13 protein-coding genes are annotated in these 17,231 nt (G+C 57.4%); 9 read left to right on the top strand and 4 right to left on the bottom strand.

Annotation, left to right across the window (positions count from 1 at the left end):
* Nucleotides 1-190 precede the first annotated feature (190 nt).
* From ACZ0AZ_RS19440 to ACZ0AZ_RS19470, 7 genes are all read left to right on the top strand, one after another.
* Entirely contained in the window at nucleotides 191-1,888 is a 1,698-nt protein-coding gene (locus ACZ0AZ_RS19440) for a sulfatase-like hydrolase/transferase (protein WP_463570730.1), read from the top strand.
* Between the two features lie 206 nt (nucleotides 1,889-2,094).
* Nucleotides 2,095-2,748 (top strand): ABC transporter ATP-binding protein, encoded by a 654-nt coding sequence (locus ACZ0AZ_RS19445; RefSeq protein WP_463537933.1) that lies wholly within the window; start codon nucleotides 2,095-2,097, stop codon nucleotides 2,746-2,748.
* Complete coding sequence (locus ACZ0AZ_RS19450; RefSeq protein ID WP_463537934.1) at nucleotides 2,748-5,216, top strand: ABC transporter permease; 2,469 nt, start codon at nucleotides 2,748-2,750, stop codon at nucleotides 5,214-5,216. Before ACZ0AZ_RS19445 ends, ACZ0AZ_RS19450 begins: the two co-directional genes overlap by 1 nt.
* On the top strand, nucleotides 5,206-6,273 hold the full coding sequence (locus tag ACZ0AZ_RS19455; protein ID WP_463570728.1) for a lipocalin-like domain-containing protein: 1,068 nt from the start codon (nucleotides 5,206-5,208) through the stop codon (nucleotides 6,271-6,273). Before ACZ0AZ_RS19450 ends, ACZ0AZ_RS19455 begins: the two co-directional genes overlap by 11 nt.
* Nucleotides 6,274-6,911: 638 nt before the next feature.
* Nucleotides 6,912-7,154 carry a hypothetical protein gene (locus tag ACZ0AZ_RS19460; RefSeq protein ID WP_016774112.1) on the top strand — a complete coding sequence of 81 codons (243 nt, stop codon included), beginning with the start codon at nucleotides 6,912-6,914 and terminating at the stop codon, nucleotides 7,152-7,154.
* Between the two features lie 11 nt (nucleotides 7,155-7,165).
* Nucleotides 7,166-7,366, top strand: coding sequence for a hypothetical protein (locus ACZ0AZ_RS19465; protein WP_463537935.1), 201 nt, complete (start codon nucleotides 7,166-7,168; stop codon nucleotides 7,364-7,366).
* 86 nt (nucleotides 7,367-7,452) lie between these two features.
* Nucleotides 7,453-8,037, top strand: coding sequence for a hypothetical protein (locus tag ACZ0AZ_RS19470; protein ID WP_463537936.1), 585 nt, complete (start codon nucleotides 7,453-7,455; stop codon nucleotides 8,035-8,037).
* 323 nt (nucleotides 8,038-8,360) lie between these two features.
* Here the strand turns inward: ACZ0AZ_RS19470 and ACZ0AZ_RS19475 are convergent, their stop codons facing one another.
* Nucleotides 8,361-9,188: a glycosyltransferase family 2 protein gene (locus ACZ0AZ_RS19475; RefSeq protein WP_463538791.1), complete on the bottom strand. Its 828-nt coding sequence runs from the start codon at nucleotides 9,186-9,188 to the stop codon at nucleotides 8,361-8,363.
* Between the two features lie 213 nt (nucleotides 9,189-9,401).
* Between ACZ0AZ_RS19475 and ACZ0AZ_RS19480 the strand changes: the two genes are divergently transcribed.
* Both ACZ0AZ_RS19480 and ACZ0AZ_RS19485 read left to right on the top strand, forming a co-directional pair.
* Nucleotides 9,402-10,394 carry a formylglycine-generating enzyme family protein gene (locus ACZ0AZ_RS19480; RefSeq protein WP_463537937.1) on the top strand — a complete coding sequence of 331 codons (993 nt, stop codon included), beginning with the start codon at nucleotides 9,402-9,404 and terminating at the stop codon, nucleotides 10,392-10,394.
* A gap of 247 nt (nucleotides 10,395-10,641) precedes the next feature.
* A complete protein-coding gene (locus ACZ0AZ_RS19485; RefSeq protein WP_240783215.1) occupies nucleotides 10,642-11,637 on the top strand; it encodes a formylglycine-generating enzyme family protein in 996 nt (331 codons plus the stop codon).
* A gap of 34 nt (nucleotides 11,638-11,671) precedes the next feature.
* On the opposite strand, the gene ACZ0AZ_RS19490 is transcribed toward ACZ0AZ_RS19485, so the two are convergent.
* Genes ACZ0AZ_RS19490 through ACZ0AZ_RS19500 form a run of 3 tightly spaced genes read right to left on the bottom strand, consistent with a single transcriptional unit; the run spans nucleotide 11,672 to nucleotide 17,101 of the window.
* Entirely contained in the window at nucleotides 11,672-14,176 is a 2,505-nt protein-coding gene (locus tag ACZ0AZ_RS19490) for a LysM peptidoglycan-binding domain-containing protein (RefSeq protein WP_129999074.1), read from the bottom strand.
* Nucleotides 14,177-14,195: 19 nt separating this feature from the next.
* Nucleotides 14,196-15,029, bottom strand: coding sequence for a DUF4123 domain-containing protein (locus ACZ0AZ_RS19495; RefSeq protein WP_463537938.1), 834 nt, complete (start codon nucleotides 15,027-15,029; stop codon nucleotides 14,196-14,198).
* A complete protein-coding gene (locus ACZ0AZ_RS19500) occupies nucleotides 15,026-17,101 on the bottom strand; it encodes a type VI secretion system Vgr family protein (RefSeq protein WP_463537939.1) in 2,076 nt (691 codons plus the stop codon). The genes ACZ0AZ_RS19495 and ACZ0AZ_RS19500 overlap by 4 nt, the downstream gene beginning before the upstream one ends.
* Nucleotides 17,102-17,231 lie beyond the last annotated feature (130 nt).

Consider the following 17,231-nt stretch of genomic DNA (forward strand, 5'->3'; position numbering starts at 1 on the left):
ACCGACAGACGGTCTAAGTCCCCGAAATTAAAGGCTTTAAGCGCTCAGGGTGTGTCAGATTTGAGTCACCGTTTTTTTGACGCTTTTCCCGCCTATCAGTCATTTCTTGCGCTTTGATGGCCGGGTGCTAGTGTCAGGTTCTGACCGACAAACCTTTGACATCTGCCCTTTTCCGACCACCGGTATCGCCATGTTCAACTACGCCAAGGAACTGCTCTTAGTTGCCTATCTGTTGCTCTTTTCCGACCATTATCTGGAACGGTTAAATGCTATCGGTTGGGGTTTCAATGCACTTGTTTTTGGCGCGATGTTTTTGGCGCTTACTTTCGCGTTATATCTAAGTGCGTATATACGTCAGGCTCTCGTTCGACATACATTCGCATTAACGATGTTTGCCGCAGCAGTTTTTTTTGATGTTTACACCCGGGTCACCGCGGATTACCTGAGGTACAGCGATTTTGTCTCGCTGGTGTACTCCGGCGGCTTCATTCAGGAAGCCGCGTATCAGTACCGCGATGCGATCCTGCGCGCGGTGCTCAGTGGCTTGTTGCTGTTGTTCGGCATCGGGCTCAAACCGCGTCATGCGCTGTTCATCTCCAACACGTTGCGAGTAGCGGCGCCGGTCATCGGCGTGTTGATGCTCAGCGGATTGCTGTTTTTACGGGCGGGCGAGGGCGCGCGTGGACTGCCGATCATGTACACGCCGCTGGCCTACCTGAATCTGTTTGCCTACGAAGCGCTGCATGACACCGTCGGCCCGCGTGAACCTGTGACGCTCACACGCGCCGCACCTGCCATTGACCACGACATCGTGCTGATCATCGACGAAAGCATTTCCGGCAATTACCTCGATATCAACGCGCCGTTCGGTGTGCACAGCAACCTCAAGCAAGCACCGGCCGGGGTTGATGTCTTCAACTTCGGTTATGCCGCGTCCATTGCCAATTGCAGCGCCGACACCAACGTCACCTTGCGCTACGGCGGCACCCGCGCCGACTACAGACGCATGAACAGCACGTTGCCGTCGATCTGGCAGTACGCGAAAAAGGCCGGGCTCGGCACGGTGTACATCGACGCCCAGCGCACGGCCGGCAATCTGCAGAACCTGATGACCGCTGCCGAGAAAAACGACATCGACAGTTTCGTGCAATTCGACCAGACCAGCGTGCGCGACCGCGATATGGCGGCAGCGGCGAAGCTGATCGAATTGCTCAACGACGATCACGCGGAGCTGATCGTGATCAACAAGGTCGGCGCGCATTTTCCGGTGCATGACAAATACCCGGACGCGTTCATGGCTTACCGGCCAACGCTGCCACGCGGGCAGTTCACCGAAGTCGCCGACACTGGCGAACGCGCCGGTTTCAATGGCCAGCCGGATGACTGGGTGCTGTATCGCAACGCCTACAAGAACACGCTGTTGTGGAACGTTGGCGAATTTTTCGCCCGGGTGTTTGCCCAGGCCAACCTGAACAACGCGCTGCTGATCTACACCTCCGATCATGGTCAGGATCTGCATGAGCGCGGCAACCCGGGCTTGAATACCCACTGCGGCGGCGACCCGGTGGAAGAGGAAGGGCTGGTGCCGCTGGTGGTGATTCAGGGCCGTGGATTGCAGACACCGGACTGGGCGGCGAATTTGCCGACAAACAAGGACCGCTCCAGCCACTACAACATTTTCCCGACGCTGTTGCAGGTGATGGGTTACGACCTGGCGGGGATTGAGGCGGTGTATGGCAAACCGCTGAGCATGCCGACGGCGGATGAGTTCACCTTCAACTACCGCTTCAATGCGCGGCTGGGGGCCAAGCCTGAGTGGAAGCATATCGATCTGGGCAGCATCGTGACGCCTGAGCGGGCGCCGGCGAGTGTGGCTTCGGGGCAGTGAGTTTTTGAATTGTTCGGGCGGGCCTCTTCGCGAACAGGCTCGCTCCCACATTGGAACGCGATCTCCCTATGGGAGCGAGCCTGCTCGCGAAGAGGCCTGCACAGGCAGCGGCACTCTCAGCTGTTGTTCAATGAAACAGATGACCAGCGGACAAATACCGCTCCGGGCCGCTATCCTTGGCCCAGGTTCGATGATCGGGTTTGCTCATGCTTGAGGTTCGCGACGTTTTCAAAAGCTATGCCACGCCCCAGGGTTCGTTGCCGGTACTGCAAGGCGTCGACCTGACGCTGGAGGCCGGCAGCAGCCTCGCGCTGATGGGTGAATCGGGCAGTGGCAAAAGCACGCTGCTGCATCTGGTGGCCGGACTGGACAAGGTCGACAGCGGCAGCATTCGCAGCGGCGGACATCGCCTGGAATCCATGAGCGAAGGGCAACTGGCGAACTGGCGCCGCACGGAAATCGGTCTGGTGTTTCAGCAGTTCAACCTGATCGGCAGTTTGCGCGTGGAAGACAACCTTGCGTTTCAGGCGCGCCTGGCTGGGCGCCATGAGCCGCGGTGGCAGGCGCATCTGGTGCAGCGTCTGGGGCTGGGCGATCTGCTCTCGCGGTATCCCGAACAACTTTCCGGCGGCCAGCAGCAGCGGGTCGCATTGGGCCGAGCATTGGCCTCGCAGCCGAAATTGCTGTTGGCCGATGAACCCACCGGCAGCCTCGATGAAACGACCAGTGATGAAGTGCTGCGGCTGTTGCTGGAATTGCTCGATGACACGCCGACGACCCTGCTGATGGTCACTCACAGCCAGCGCGTCGCGGCGCGATTGGCCCAGCGTGTGGTGTTGTCGAACGGGCGGGTGGCCTGATGATCTGGCGGCAAACCCTGCGTGCGCTGCTCAGCCACTGGCGGCGCCATCCTGTGCAGTTTTTCAGTGTGCTGACCGGGTTGTGGCTGGCCACCAGTCTGCTCACTGGCGTCGAGGCGCTGAACAGTCAGGCCCGCGACAGCTACGCGCGGGCCAGCCAGATGATCGGCGGCGAACCGCAAGCCAGCCTGAGCACACCGAATGGTGCTCCATTTCCCCAGCGTTGGTTTATCGAGTTGCGCCGTCAGGGCTGGCCGGTGTCGCCGGTGTTGCAGGGCCGGCTAACGCTCAAGGGCCACGAAGACCAGCGGATTCAGGTGATGGGCATCGAGCCGGTGTCGTTGCCGGGGGATTCCGCAGTGGCCGGGCAGGCGATGCCGATTGAGCGCATCGTCGAATTTTTCAGCCCGCCGGGCAGCACCTGGATTTCTCCGGACACCCTGCAAATGCTCGGCTTGAGCGAAGGTGATACAGCGCAAACCGCGAACGGCCAGACCCTGCCGCCGCTGCTCGCGCAGAAGGACATGGCGCCGGGCCTGTTACTGGTCGACATCGGCGCCGCGCAACGCCTGCTCGAACAACCTGAGCAATTGTCGCGACTGCTGTTGCCCAAGGATTTTCATCAGGAATTACCAGCGAGTTTCAACGAACGCTTGCAGCTCAAAAGCAGCGGTGAAGAAAACAATCTGGCGCGGCTGACCGAGAGCTTTCACCTCAATCTTGATGCGCTTGGATTTCTGTCGTTTCTGGTCGGCTTGTTCATCGTCCACGCCGCCATCGGCCTCGCTTTGGAACAGCGCCGAGGCTTGCTGCGCACATTGCGTGCTTGCGGCGTCAGTGCGCGAATGCTGATCGCGTGTCTGGTGGTTGAACTAGGTGTGCTGGCGCTGATCGGTGGGTTGTTCGGTGTGATCAGCGGCTACTGGCTGGCCAGTGTTCTGCTGCCGGACGTCGCCGCCAGCCTGCGCGGTCTGTATGGCGCGGAAGTGGCGGGGCAGTTGCGTCTGAGTCCCTGGTGGTGGTTCAGCGGCATCGGTCTGAGCTTGCTCGGCGCATTGCTGGCCGGGGCCAACAGTCTGCTGCGGGCGGCGCGCCTGCCGTTGCTGGCGGTGGCCGATCCGCAGGCGTGGCATCAACAATATTCGCGCTGGTTGCGCCGACAGGGTTGGCTGGCGACGGCACTGCTGGCGATTGCGCTGGCGGCGTTGATCTGGGGCGACAGCCTGAGCAGCGGTTTCGTGCTGATGGCCGGGCTGTTGCTCGGTGCCGCGCTGGCCTTGCCGGTGCTGCTCAGCGCGTTGTTGAACCCGTTGCTGGGGCGCAGTCGTTCGGTGCTCGGCCAGTGGTTTCTCGCCGACTGCCGCCAGCAACTGCCTGCCCTGAGTCTGGCGCTGATGGCGCTGCTGTTGGCGCTCGCCGCCAACATCGGCGCCGGCAGCATGACCGCCGGTTTTCGCCAGACCTTCAACGACTGGCTCGAACAACGCCTGAGCGCCGAGTTGTACATCAACCCGGCCAACCCGGCGCAGGCCCGCGAGATGCACAGTTGGCTCAAGCAGCAGCCGACGGTCACCGCTGTGCTGCCCAACTGGCAGGTTTCGGTGACGCTGCAAGGCTGGCCGGCGGATGTCTACGGCATCATCGACCACCCGCACTATCGCCAGCATTGGCCGTTGCTCGACAGCAGTGGCAGCGATCCGTGGGGGAAACTGGCGACGGATGATGCGGTGATGCTCAGCGAACAACTGGCACGACGGCTGAGAGTGAAGGCGGGCGAGCATCTGCGTATTCCGACGCCGAACGGCACGTGGTCGCCGCGCATCGTCGGCATCTATGCCGACTATGGCAATCCGAAAGGGCACGTGCTGATCAGCAGCGAGCACCTGTTGCGCGGCTGGCCGCAGCTCACGCCGAACCGCTTCAATCTGCGCATCGATCCGCCAAAGATTCCGGCGTTGCTCAACGCCTTGCTGGCGCGCTTTGAGCTGGATGACAACCACATCGTCGATCAGGCCCGGCTCAAGGGCTGGTCGGTGCAAGTCTTCGAACGCACCTTTGCCGCGACGGCAGCCTTGAACAGCCTGACCTTGGCCGTCGCCGGCGTGGCCCTGTTCATCAGTCTGCTGACCCAGAGCCAGAGTCGCCTCAGTCAACTCGCACCGCTGTGGGCGCTGGGCGTGACGCGCAAACAATTGATGCTGCTCAACCTCGGCCAGACCTGGCTGCTCGCCGTATTGACGTTGCTGTTGGCGCTGCCGCTGGGCATCGTCTTGGCGTGGTGCCTGGATGCTGTGATCAACGTGCAGGCGTTCGGCTGGCGCTTGCCGTTGCGGGTGTTTCCGTTGCAGTTGTTGCAACTGATGGGCCTGGCCTTGCTCGCGACTTTACTGGCTTCGGCATGGCCGCTGTATTCGCTGTACCGCACGCAACCGGCGGACTTGCTGAGGACCTTTGCCCATGAGGATTAACAGCATCGTGTTGATGCTGGTGCTGCTGCTCGGTGGCTGCGATCAGCCTGCACCCGAGGAGAAGGGCTTTGCCGGCATGGGCGATCAGGCGCAATCCTTCACCCCGGTGGTGCCCGGTCGGGTGTTCAGTTTTCCCGCCGATCACGGCGCGCATGATGGTTTTCGCATCGAGTGGTGGTACGTCACTGCCAATCTGAAGGATCAGCAAGGCAATGATTTCGGCGTGCAATGGACGCTGTTTCGCAGTGCCCTGAAACCGGTTGCCGAGCAAGCCGGGTGGGGCAATCAAACAATCTGGCTGGGCCATGCGGCGGTTACTTCGCGCTCGGCGCACCACGCCGCCGAGCGCTACGCCCGGGGCGGAGTAAGGCAGGCCGGCGTACGGCTGGCGCCGTTCGAGGCGTGGATCGACGACTGGATGTTTGCCAGCCAGGCGCAGGATCCGTTGCGCGACATGCAACTCAGTGCTCGTGACAAAAATTTCGCTTATCAACTTCGCCTCACCTCAAGCCGCCCGCTGGTGCTGCAGGGCGACCAGGGTTTCAGCCAGAAATCTGAAGAAGGTCAGGCCTCGTATTACTACAGCCAGCCGTTTTTTCAAGCCAGCGGCACGCTGCAGATCGACGGCCAGACCTATACCGTCAGCGGCCCGGCGTGGCTCGATCGCGAGTGGAGCAGTCAGCCGCTGACCGCTAATCAGACCGGCTGGGACTGGTTCTCGCTGCATCTGGACAGCGGCGAACATGTGATGCTCTATCGCATGCGGCAGAAGGACGGCGCACCTTATCTGACCGGCACGTGGATCGCCGCTGACGGGCAGATTCAGACATTGCGCAGCGAGCAGATCAGCCTTGTGCCGCAGGACACGGCCAAGGTGGCTGATCGACCGATGCCGGTGAAATGGTCGATCCGCATTCCTGACAAGCAACTCGATATCAGCGTTGATGCGCTCAATCGCAATGCGTGGATGGATTTGCGTATTCCGTATTGGGAGGGGCCGGTGAAGATTGATGGCAGCCATCCTGGCCAGGGCTATCTGGAAATGACCGGGTATTAACGGTAGGTGCAGTTTGCCTGCGGGAGCGAGCTTGCTCGCGAAGGCTTTTTGTCAGGCGGTGAGGATCTTTGACCGAGTACATATCCATTGCTGCGGTATTGGCGGCTGGCGGTTTCGCCCTTACGGCGACTTACTTTTTTACAAGCGCCTAAAAAAGTAAGCAAAAAACGCTAGCTCCTACGTTCGGCCCTCGCAGGCTCGGGTTCCTTCGCTGCGGGATCGATCCGGGCGCAGCGGCTACGGTTTGCTTCGCTGCACCTCCTTCCGCTGTGTCTGGCTGCGCCAGACGGTCGCTGCGCTCCCACCCCCGGATCAATCCCTCCACTCAGCCTTCCGACGTCGCCGGTGGATCAAGACCAAGAGCAGGCGAGCTGACACTCGACCTCATGGTTGGCGCGATCACTGGAGCTGCCGAAGGCTGCGATCTTTTGTTCTTGCTCTTGCTCTTGCTTTTGTAGGAGTGAGCCTGCTCGCGATAGCTATCCCAAAAACACCGATGAATTACAGCTTAACCCCAATCCCTGTGGGAGCTGGCTTGCCAGCGATGGCGTCAGCAAGGTCACCACTAATCAAACCGCTCGGAACTCTCCCTTCGCCAATACGCTCTACCCAGAAACCCGCCATTTTCGGACTCACCCATGAGCGACGACGTGCAACTCCCAGACCTCAACACCTGGCAACGCCTGTTCGACGATCAGACTCTTTGGCAGCAATCGCCCGACGCTCACTATTTCGATCTGCAGCGCATCGCCGATGACCTGCTCGGCCAAGGCGCGATCGACCTTGAGCAATGGCAATTGCTACGCGCCAAAGCCGACGATCTGCACAAGCAGTCACCCGAGGTCAACGTCGCCCGCGAACTCGACGATCCCGAAGCCTGAGGACTACCGCCGTGAATACAACCGTCAATCAGAACGACAACCCCGACGAACCGCGCCCGGCCGGCGAAACCGAGCGCGACAACGACGCCCTGCGCCCCACCGATCCCAAGCAGCGACAGGACAGCGGCAAAGGCACGCCAAGTGGCGAATCCACGGCGCAAGAGACCGCCGAGCCACATACCCGCGGCCCACAAACCCAAGTCAAGCCCTGAACAGCGTCTATGCTCACCGGCACGCCCGTCGCTGAAGTCGATTCGGCAGCGGGCGTCGCCATTTCATCACAGGGAAAGTAATGCATATGAAGCTCGACGCTCTGGCCAAGGCCATCACCCTCGCAACGCTGCTTTCTGCCACCAGTTTCGGCGCTCTGGCTGCCGACATTCCGTTATCCGCCGCCGTTGAGGCCGATTCCGTTACCACCAAAGTGCTCTCCGTTGACCCGGCCAATCATCAAGTCGTGCTGGAAGGCCCCGAGGGGCGACAAGTCCACGTTCAGCTCAGCGACAAAGCGAAAAACCTCGCCAATCTTAAAGTAGGGGACTTGGTGAAGATCGAGGTGCAGCGATCTGTCGCCGCTTATCTCGATACAGATGTGGATAAAGGTCTGCCAGGCACCACCGAACGCACCGGCGAACTGCGCAAGGCGCCGGGCAGCGACAACCCGGGCGGTGAGGCCTATCGGCAGGTTCAGGTGCAACTGAAAATCAGCAAAATTGATTTGAAGACCAATCAGGTCACCCTCGAAAACCCGTCCGGACAATCGAAGACGCTCGATGTGAAGAAGCCGGAGATTCGAGCCAAATTGAAAGATCTGAAAGTAGGGCAGAGCGTTATTGTCACTTACACCGATATCCTGAAAGTGACTAGTCAGCACGATAGTTGAGTAATCGCTCTACAAGTTGATTGTTCTTGTACAACTTTAGGTATGAGAACAATCATATAAATGTTTTTTGTCGGACAATTCTCGGAGAAAATCGGTAAACACAGTTTTTAACTTTTCATTTCAAAAATTTCATCTTTCTACCTGACGACATATGCATTGGATTGAATTAAAATCCTCCGCGTTCGCCCAGTGTCAGGGCTCTTTACCGGTGCAAGGATTGCCAGGCCGTAACACTGGGCGAACTCCACCACCGTGACAGATGTATGCAAAATCAAAATACAAAAAAGGGCGACTTTGAAGTCGCCCTTTTTTATTGTTTTCGATCATGTCGCAGCTGGCATCCCGGCTTTGGCCTGCTGCCCTTGCAAGCGCTTCAGAGTCTGCTGATACATCTTCGTACGGCGGTGATCCTTGCCGTACGTGCCTGCCGCCGCTACGGTGCCGGCCTGGATGTGATCCAGATAGCGGAAGATTTTCCGCGGCGAGAGAAACCTGACGCCATAGCCCAACCCGACCATTCGATCCTGCAGTGTGTAACCAGGTACCTCCTCATCCATGCAGAAGTGCAAACCCAGCGACTTCATCAGCCGCGCATTCCACAGCGTGCAGAAACTTTTCAGATGGGTTTCTTTATACGGGCGTGGCGGTTTTGAACGCAGGCCAAGATGAACTTTGAGCCGACGAACATGATGTTTGCAGAATCGCGAAGTTAACCGCCAGGTATCTCGCAGCCACCCACGATCAAGTTGCTCAACACAACCCACCGCCGCCATGTCCGCACTTTTCGTGCACTCGCGCATCATCATCGCGAACACTTCCATGTCGTAGACAAAGGTGTCCGTGTGCAGCAGAAACAAATAATCGGTCTCAACTTTCGCCAAGGCCAGATCCAGTGCCTTGCCATGAGCGATGTGCCCCATCTCCTTACCCGGGGACGGCCGCTCGATCAGATTGATCCAGTCCAGCGAACGCAAATAATCGAGGCTGGCATCCGCCGAATCGTTATCCACCACCCACACTGGAATGCCCTGCGCCTGGGCATGCTCGCGCAACAGTTCCAGACACATGCGGGTAATGTCCGGGGTTTTGTAATTGACCAGAACAAGACTGAAGTTGGGATACGGTCGGGTAGGTAGATCAAAGGCTTTCATGTCGGAGGGACTCATCCACGGCTCAAGACGACAGGTCGATGAACCGGGATGCTAGCGAGGAAAGCTTAGGTGAAGCTTAATTTGCCGGTTCAGCCCGGTTTTCTGATGGGCATCGCTGTAGTGGTCAGATAGCGCACGGCAGATTGGTAATTTGTAGTCTCGGCACGCAACGGTATATTTGACCTTTGCCGCACCTCTATAAGGATATTGCCCGTGTCACGTCAGTTTGTGCTTGCCCTTCCTGCCTTGATGCTCTTGGTCGGCTGTGAGGCTGAATCGGGTCCGCTGCCGGCTAGCAAAACCTTGTCGCCCGAAAAAGTGGCCTCCATCGCCGCGACCGTGGAAACGAAATACCCTGATCTCTCGACCGAGCTTCGTGACAAGGTTCTCAATACCGTAGTCCAGTCGATTGACAACATGGTCTTTGTCGAAGGTGGCCAGTTTGATATGGGCGATTTTGGCTGGATTTGTGAATACGATGAAAAAGATGTTTGTACCTGGCCTTGCGGGCAGGAGCCGGAGCAGCTTTGTAATATTAGCAGCGATGGTAATGATGATTTCGTTCATTTCGTTAAGTTGAGCGGTTTTTATTTTTCAAAGTATCAAGTGTCATTGAAAGAGTTTGATCTATTTTTTAACGCCAAAGGGCTGCCGCTTTTCGACTCCGAAAAGCGCAAAAGAGAGGATTTAAAGTTTCGCTATCAACCGGACTTGCCTGCTTTTACCAAAAGTTGGCAAGAAGCGAAGGATTACTGCGTATGGTTGGCTGAGCTCAGCGGGTATCCTATAGATTTACCTACAGAAGCGCAGTGGGAATTCGTGGCTAGAAATGACGGCAAACATATTCTTTTTCCTACCGATACGGGTAGTTTGGATTTTGGAAAGAACTACCCGAATGAAGGAGGGGGACAAACTTTTCCAATCGATCGATTTCCTCCCAATCCGTTGGGAGTTTTTGGATTGGCAGGAAATGCCACTGATTGGGTTAACGATTGGTACGGCGAAGATTATTATCGACACTCTCCAGCGGAGAATCCAAAAGGGCCAGAAACTGGAATCTACAAGGTCAAACGTGGTTCGTATTATCCTGAAGGCCCCATGTCCGCTGCTTCCGTTGTCCGACGCTGGCCTGATAATCCGCAGCAAGATGCCTACTATCCTGGCACTGGCTTCCGATGCTCCGTACAAACTGCTGGAAAACTTTGAGTCTGGTTTTGCGAAGGTGCCACTGGCGCCACTGCTCAATGTTCATTTTGACATTGTCCTACCGGGTTCCCAGCCATTGATCCGGCGCGGACGGCAGCGGCAAGCGGAAGGCATTGCCTTGGCCTCGTTTAATGTCGAGGAGCATCGTTTAGGCACGCGGTGAGCACACTGAAGGACTTGTTATTTTGTAGTCTTGCCGGGCGATGGTATGTTTGTCCTTCAGACGCACCTTATAAGGATATAGCCTGTGTTACGTCAGTTTGTGCTTGCCCTTCCTGCCTTGATGCTCTTGGTCGGCTGTGAAGCTGAATCAGGTCCGCTGCCGGCTAGCAAAACCTTGTCGCCCGAAAAAGTGGCCTCCATCGCAGCGACCGTGGAAACGAAATACCCTGATCTCTCGACCGAGCTTCGTGACAAGGTTCTCAATACCGTAGTCCAGTCGATTGACAACATGGTCTTTGTCGAAGGTGGCCAGTTTGATATGGGCGATTTTGGCTGGATTTGTGAATACGATGAAAAAGAGGTTTGTACCTGGCCTTGCGGGCAGGAGCCGGAGCAGCTTTGTAATATCAGCCGTGACGGTAACGATGACTTTGTGCATCCGGTTAAATTGAGTTCGTATTATATTTCTAAGTATCAAACGACTATTGGCGAATTCGATGTATTTTTTTCTACGCAAGGCAGGGAACTGTTCGACGCCGAATATCGCGAGAGAGCGGATTTAAAGAGCATGTACACTCCCAAGCTGCCAGCGCCGACGAAGCACTGGCAGGAGGCGAAGGATTTTTGTAAGTGGGTTGGCGATTTGAGTGGTTACCCAGTAGATCTTCCGACTGAAGCCCAGTGGGAGTTCGCTGCGCGCAATCGCGGATTGCATATTCTTTTTCCGACGAGCAACGGGAGTCTGAATTTTGGTAAAAACTTTCCCTTTGAAGGGGAAGATGGGACATTTGCGGTGGATCGATTTCCACCAACCCCTCTGGGTATTTTTAACTTGTCCGGGAATGCGACGGACTGGGTAAATGATTGGTATGACAGAGATTATTATAAAAAATCTCCCGTTGATGATCCGCAAGGGCCAAATACCGGAACACAAAAAGTAAGACGGGGTTCCAATTATCCTGAGGCGCCTTTATCAGCTGCACCGATTGTACGGCGCTGGCCCGATAATCCAGACCAGGACGCCTACTATCCTGGAACTGGATTTCGTTGTGCGGTCCAAACGGGCGAACCGCTTAGATGATAATAAAGGACAAAGGCGCTATAGGCGCCTTTGTTCAAGCCAGACCGTCGAAATGGTTACTACGCCTAGCTGCCATAAGAGTTCGCTCTTTGCGCCAAGCTAAACCGGGCATCCATGCAATTGTTCCATAAACTTGCGTCGCTGAATCAATATTAACCGCCAATGTTCCGATGAAACGGTTAAATTGTTGTTGCTCTGCGCCATCTAGTAAAGAGTTTAAGCGGTTCAGGCTGTCCATGGCGTTAACTTTGCTGCCATCCTTAGAGCAGTGTTCCAATACTTCAGTGAAATGCTTCCAGCTGCGCAAATGCGAAAGAAGAAGGACGATTGCTTTTTCTTGAACCTCAGCCCATGACTCTACAAAACTTTCAGTTAATAAGTGAAGCATGGGGCCAATTGTCTCGGGTGGTAGCATCTGCAAGGGTATTATTTTTTTGTTGATGTTAATCGATTGATTAGTCAGTAAATATTTGGCAAGGCGTTGGGCCTCTTGTTTTGTGGCTTCGCGCCTTTTCCACCACAACGACATCTTGATGAATCCACCTTCAAATGCCTCACTCACAGACTGTCCTGGGTTTGTTGCGATTTTAAACAGGCCTGCCGCCATGTATTGAAAAGCTTCTTTAGTTACTGCTAGCTGGTAATGAAAATCTGCCTTTGATAGAGCATTGCAGAAGACGTAGATCAGGTCACCGATCTTCTCGAGGTCGACTGCTGTACCGAAACCACCTCCTGCGCCAGGTCCGAAAACCAGACTCGCTTTGCAATTTATTGCTAAACGGTTATTGGTGATCTCAATCCCAAAATCAAAACTAGCCCCAATACCCAGCGCCGCGTTCCCTTCAGCCTTGATCTCCACCAGGCTCGACCAGTCTGTGCTGCCGCTGTCATTCGCCTGTCCTGCGACGATCTTGCCGACCCCTTGTTTGGTCGAATCAAGCCACTTCAACGTGCCGGTGACGGTGCCGCCGCCTTGTACGCCGGCAAAGGCGTTGCCTTTCAATCCCAGGCTGCCGCCGCGTTTCTTGTCGACGGCCATGTCGGGCGGGCTTAGCAGGGCTGTTGCCCCGGAGGCTTCTACTTCCTTGGGTTTGTATTGGGCTTTGACGCCAGCTTGGCCTTGGGCCGTCGCGCCAGCGAAACACGACAGCTCGACCTTGCCGTCGAGGCGGAAGATGCCGATGTCGCTGACGACTTCTTTGCCTTCGGCGTTGCGGTACGGCATGCGCACCACGTAACCGCCCTGATCCGGAAAGTAACTCTTCAGCGCTATCGAGCCTTCAGCCAGCGAGATGGCGGCGCTGGCTTTGACGCCGACTTCGACGTTGCCTTTGCCGGGCTCCCAGCTGTTGATCCCGGCGCTGGCCGTGGCGGCAAAGCGAAAGGCGTGGGCTTCGGCCGATACGGCGTATTTGGCCGAGTCGGCTTCGTTGGATGTCCACGAGCATTCTTTATGCAGGGCGTTGAGCAGGTTGTCGTCCTTGCTCGTCCAAGAGGTGAACTTGGCCTCGAGGCTGCCCAGCGGGCTGGTCTTGCGGCCATCGCTGACAGCAGTGCGAATGTCCTTGAGCAAATCCTTGGCCAGATTTTTATCCAGCGGTTTGCCACGCATCACCGTGGTTGGCACTTTGACCCGCCAAGTGAATTCTTCTCGCGTGCGTACCGGAATGTAGTGGCGTCGGGTCGGATCGCTGAAGGAGATGTACTCGACGACGGTGATGCCGGTTTTGACCTGCTTGCCTTTTTGCGTTTCGGTGCCTTTGCCTTTGCCGTGCTTGAGATCCGGAGCTGCACCGCTGGCACTCGTAGAGCTGTCGCCAGCTTCGGCTTTGCCTTGCGCGGCGATGCGGGTGCGCAGCGATTGAATCTCGGCGTTCAGTTCAGCGACTTTTTTAGCGCGCAAGCCCTCCCAGTTGGTTTCCAGATAGCTGCCTTCAAAAGCCGGCTGGGGCGTGTAACGCTGATACCAATCGCGGGCCTTCTGCACCGTCGCCAATTGGCCTTGCAGGTCTTCCTTGCGCTCGATGACAGCTTTCGGTTTTGCCACAACCGGAGGCGAGCGCTGCAGCAGCCCGGCTTCTTCAGCCTTGGCGTTCCAGGCATCCTTGACGCAGCGCGTGCAGGTGCAATTGGCTTGCGGATCTTTGGTCTTGGCGCACAGCCTGGCTTCGGTCGCCTTGGCGAGATTCTGGTGCAGCTCGTCCATGAGTTTTTTGACGAGGTCGGATTGCTTCTGCAGCTCTTTCGATTCTTTTTCCGTCAGCACGTAAAAGTGATCGTCGCCGGTGATGTGGATGACGTCGACCAGTTCATCCTGGCATTCGACTGCGCCTTTGACGGCTGTGGTGCTCTTGTTCTCGGCGTGTTTCGGCGGCGGCAAAACCTTGGCTGCCGGCAATTGCAGCGCCCATCCAGGCTTGATGTGGTTGGGGTCGGTGATGATCGGATTCAGCGCTCGTAGATCGGCCACGGAGCATTTGTTGGCGGCGGCAATGCTGCCAAGAGTGTCGCCGCTCTTAACGGTGTAGGTGGTGCTCATTGCTCATCGTCCTTGTGATTCACAGGCTTTCCAGTTGAGTCAGCTTGTCGCCGAGCGCTATGTCGTCACGCGCGAGCAACTCGGTGGCGGGCGGCTGCTTCCAGAATCGGTCGCCACGCTGGATCGCTACGCGAAGCCAGCGCTCCTGATCGGCCATTTGCTCGTATCCCGTATCTTTTGCGGCCAGTAACTGGCGATGAACGAACTCGACGCGGTCATCCGTCGGCAGAACCTCGCGGTAATCGTCCGCGAAGCGCGTGGCGATGACTCTGAGCCGGCCCTGTTCGATCAATGCCTGACGTTCTTCGCCCACGTATAGCCATGCCGGTGGCTGCTTGGCTGTCGGCGGGGTGTGAGGAGGTTTTGCGTAGAAGCGCCAGCCAATCTCGTTACGCCATGCCAGCGCGCTGAACGGCCCCATGAACTGCGCTCTTTCGGTCTCGTCGAGTGCAAGCAGCAACGGTTCGAGCCAGCGCGGATCGAAGAAACGCATCATCTGTTGCGGTTCTTCGTCGGTGCGCACGGTCAACAAGCTCCGCCAGTGTTCCACGCCCTGATCCAGCAAAGCGGAGCCGCTTAACCAGGCGACGCAACCTGCATCAGACTGCTCCAGCAAAGTGCTGACGTAGGGAGCAACGGTTTGCCTCTCCGGATACAGGACGACGTATGGGCCTGCTGGTTGCAAGTCTGCGTAGGGGGTATTGGTGAACAGTGGAAGGCAGCTGGGGCGGTACTGTTCGTCACTCTGGAACAAGTGACTGAGCAGATCCGCATCAAAGCTTCTGTCCAGAATCAGACACATCGCGCCTGTCGTCGTGGACTGTTTGAACGGCGATTCGATGGACTTAATCATGCCGACGCACCGGGTTGGTGGATCGGGCAATGACCGCTCGCATCCAGATGACATGATGGAGTGGGCAGCAAGACGCCCGCCTTCGATTGAGCTTTGAACGAACCGAGCGAAGGTTTCACTACCTGCCCAGCCTTATCTGCATCCGCCTGTTTCAACACGCCGGGCATCAATGGCGCGGCGCCCGTACCAACGCCAGGGCTACCACCGGAATTCATGTTGATCACCGGCCCGCTCAGGGTCACGCCGGCGGCGTCGATCTTGATAAAGCTGCCACCGCCGACCAGCGTGAGTTCGGCGCCGGCTTCCATGACCACTTTCATGCCGCTGCTCAGGTGGATTTCCTGGCCTGCGTCGATGAACTGGCCGGTGCCGATCTTGATGTGCTGGTTGACGCCGACGGTGAGGTGGTCGTTGGCGCGGGTTTCGACTTTGCGGTCGGCGTAGACGGTGTGGTGTTCTTCGGCCTTGAATTCGCTGTAGCTGTTTTGCTCGACGGTGTCGTGGCGTTCGTTGCCGACGCGGATTTTCTGGTCGTGCTCGATGTTTTCGTCCCAGTCGCGCTGGGCGTGCAGGTAAATTTGTTCCTGACCTTTTTTGTCTTCGATGCGCAGTTCGTTGTAGCCGCCACCGCCCATCGAACTCAGGGTCTTGAAGGTGCTGCGGGTCTTGTTTGCCGGCAGTGGATAGGGGACGGTGTTTTCCTTGTGGTACAGGCAGCCGCTGATCAGCGGTTGATCGGGGTCGCCTTCAAGGAACGTGACCAGCACTTCCATGCCGATGCGCGGGATGGCGATGCCGCCGTACTGGGCGCCGGCCCAGGCGCTGGAGGCGCGCAGCCAGCAACTGGTCTTGTCGTCGGCCTGGCCTTCGCGGTCCCAGTGGAACTGGACTTTGACCCGGCCGTATTCGTCGCAGTGGATTTCTTCGCCTTTCGGGCCGGTAACCACCGCGCTCTGGCTGCCGAGGATGCGTGGTTTCGGGTGGCGCAGCGGCGGGCGATTGGGTACGTCCCACGGCGTGGCCTGGAAGCGGTTGCGATAACCCTGATGGAAATCGTCTTTCAATGCCGTGGTGTCGCTGGTCACCGACTCCTCGAGCACTTGCGGCTGCTTGCCTTCATGCAGGACTTCGGTGAGCAGCCAGAGGTCGTTCCACTTGGCTTTCGGGTGTTCGGTCAGGGCGAGGAAATGGCCGCTGACCAGCAGTGGCTGATCACTCTTGCCTTCGGCCAATTGGAAGTCGCTGCGATGACGTTCGAGGGCGCGTTTGGCCAAGTGCTTGCCGCGCTCGCGGTCGATGAAACGGCCCGGGTAATCGTAGTCTTCGAGGTCGGGCAGGGCGTCGCCACGGTTTTCGCTTTCCAGGGTCAGACGCGGTTTTTCGAAATCGTAATCGCGGCGGGTGGTGCGGCTGGTGCGGGTTTCCAAGCGCAGGTCGAAACGCTTGATCACCGGGTTGCTGGCGACCATGCCGGAGTCTTGCTGATAGGGCACTGGGGCCAGTTTCGGGAACACCGTCTGGTCGTCGCCGAAAACGAGCTTGTGCGCGTTGGCGCTGTGCTGGAAGTGGAAGTGAATGCCTTCTTCTTCGCACAGGCGCTGGATGAAATGCAGATCCGACTCGTCGTATTGCACGCAGTAGATGCGTTCGGGATAGATCGAGCCGGTCTTGAATTCGTAGGCGTTGCTTTGGATGCCGTGCTCTTCCAGCACCTGGCCGATGATTTTCGGCACGCTGAGGTTCTGGAAGATGCGCTGGTTGATGCGGTGCGCCAGATACGCCAGTTGTGGGCGCAGCGTCACCGAATAACGCGTCAGACGCTTGCCGGAATCGCCTTGCGCGGCGCGGTAGATCTGCCCATGGATGCCGCTGCCGTCAGGCGACAGCTGCAGAAAGGCCGGTTTGTGCAGCAGGGTTTCAAGGTCCAGCGACGGCTGCTCACTGACCAGCTCCACCTCAAAGACAAAAGGCTGGCTGATGGCTTCCCGGCCTTGCAGGGTGAATACCTGAAAATCAGCGGAAAGCCCTTCGATGGTCAGGGCAAAGTGGGTTTCATTGGCCGGCGCGAACATCCCTTGTTCCTCGTGCTGTACAGCGGCGCTCGTCGACGGCCGCAAAAAAAAGCGGCTCAACGTACGCGAAATTCTGGAGGGGCGTAAACAACATCGACCAGCAGAGCTGGCCGATGCGTGTAACGGTCAG

This window comes from Pseudomonas sp. AC239 (assembly GCF_979258545.1).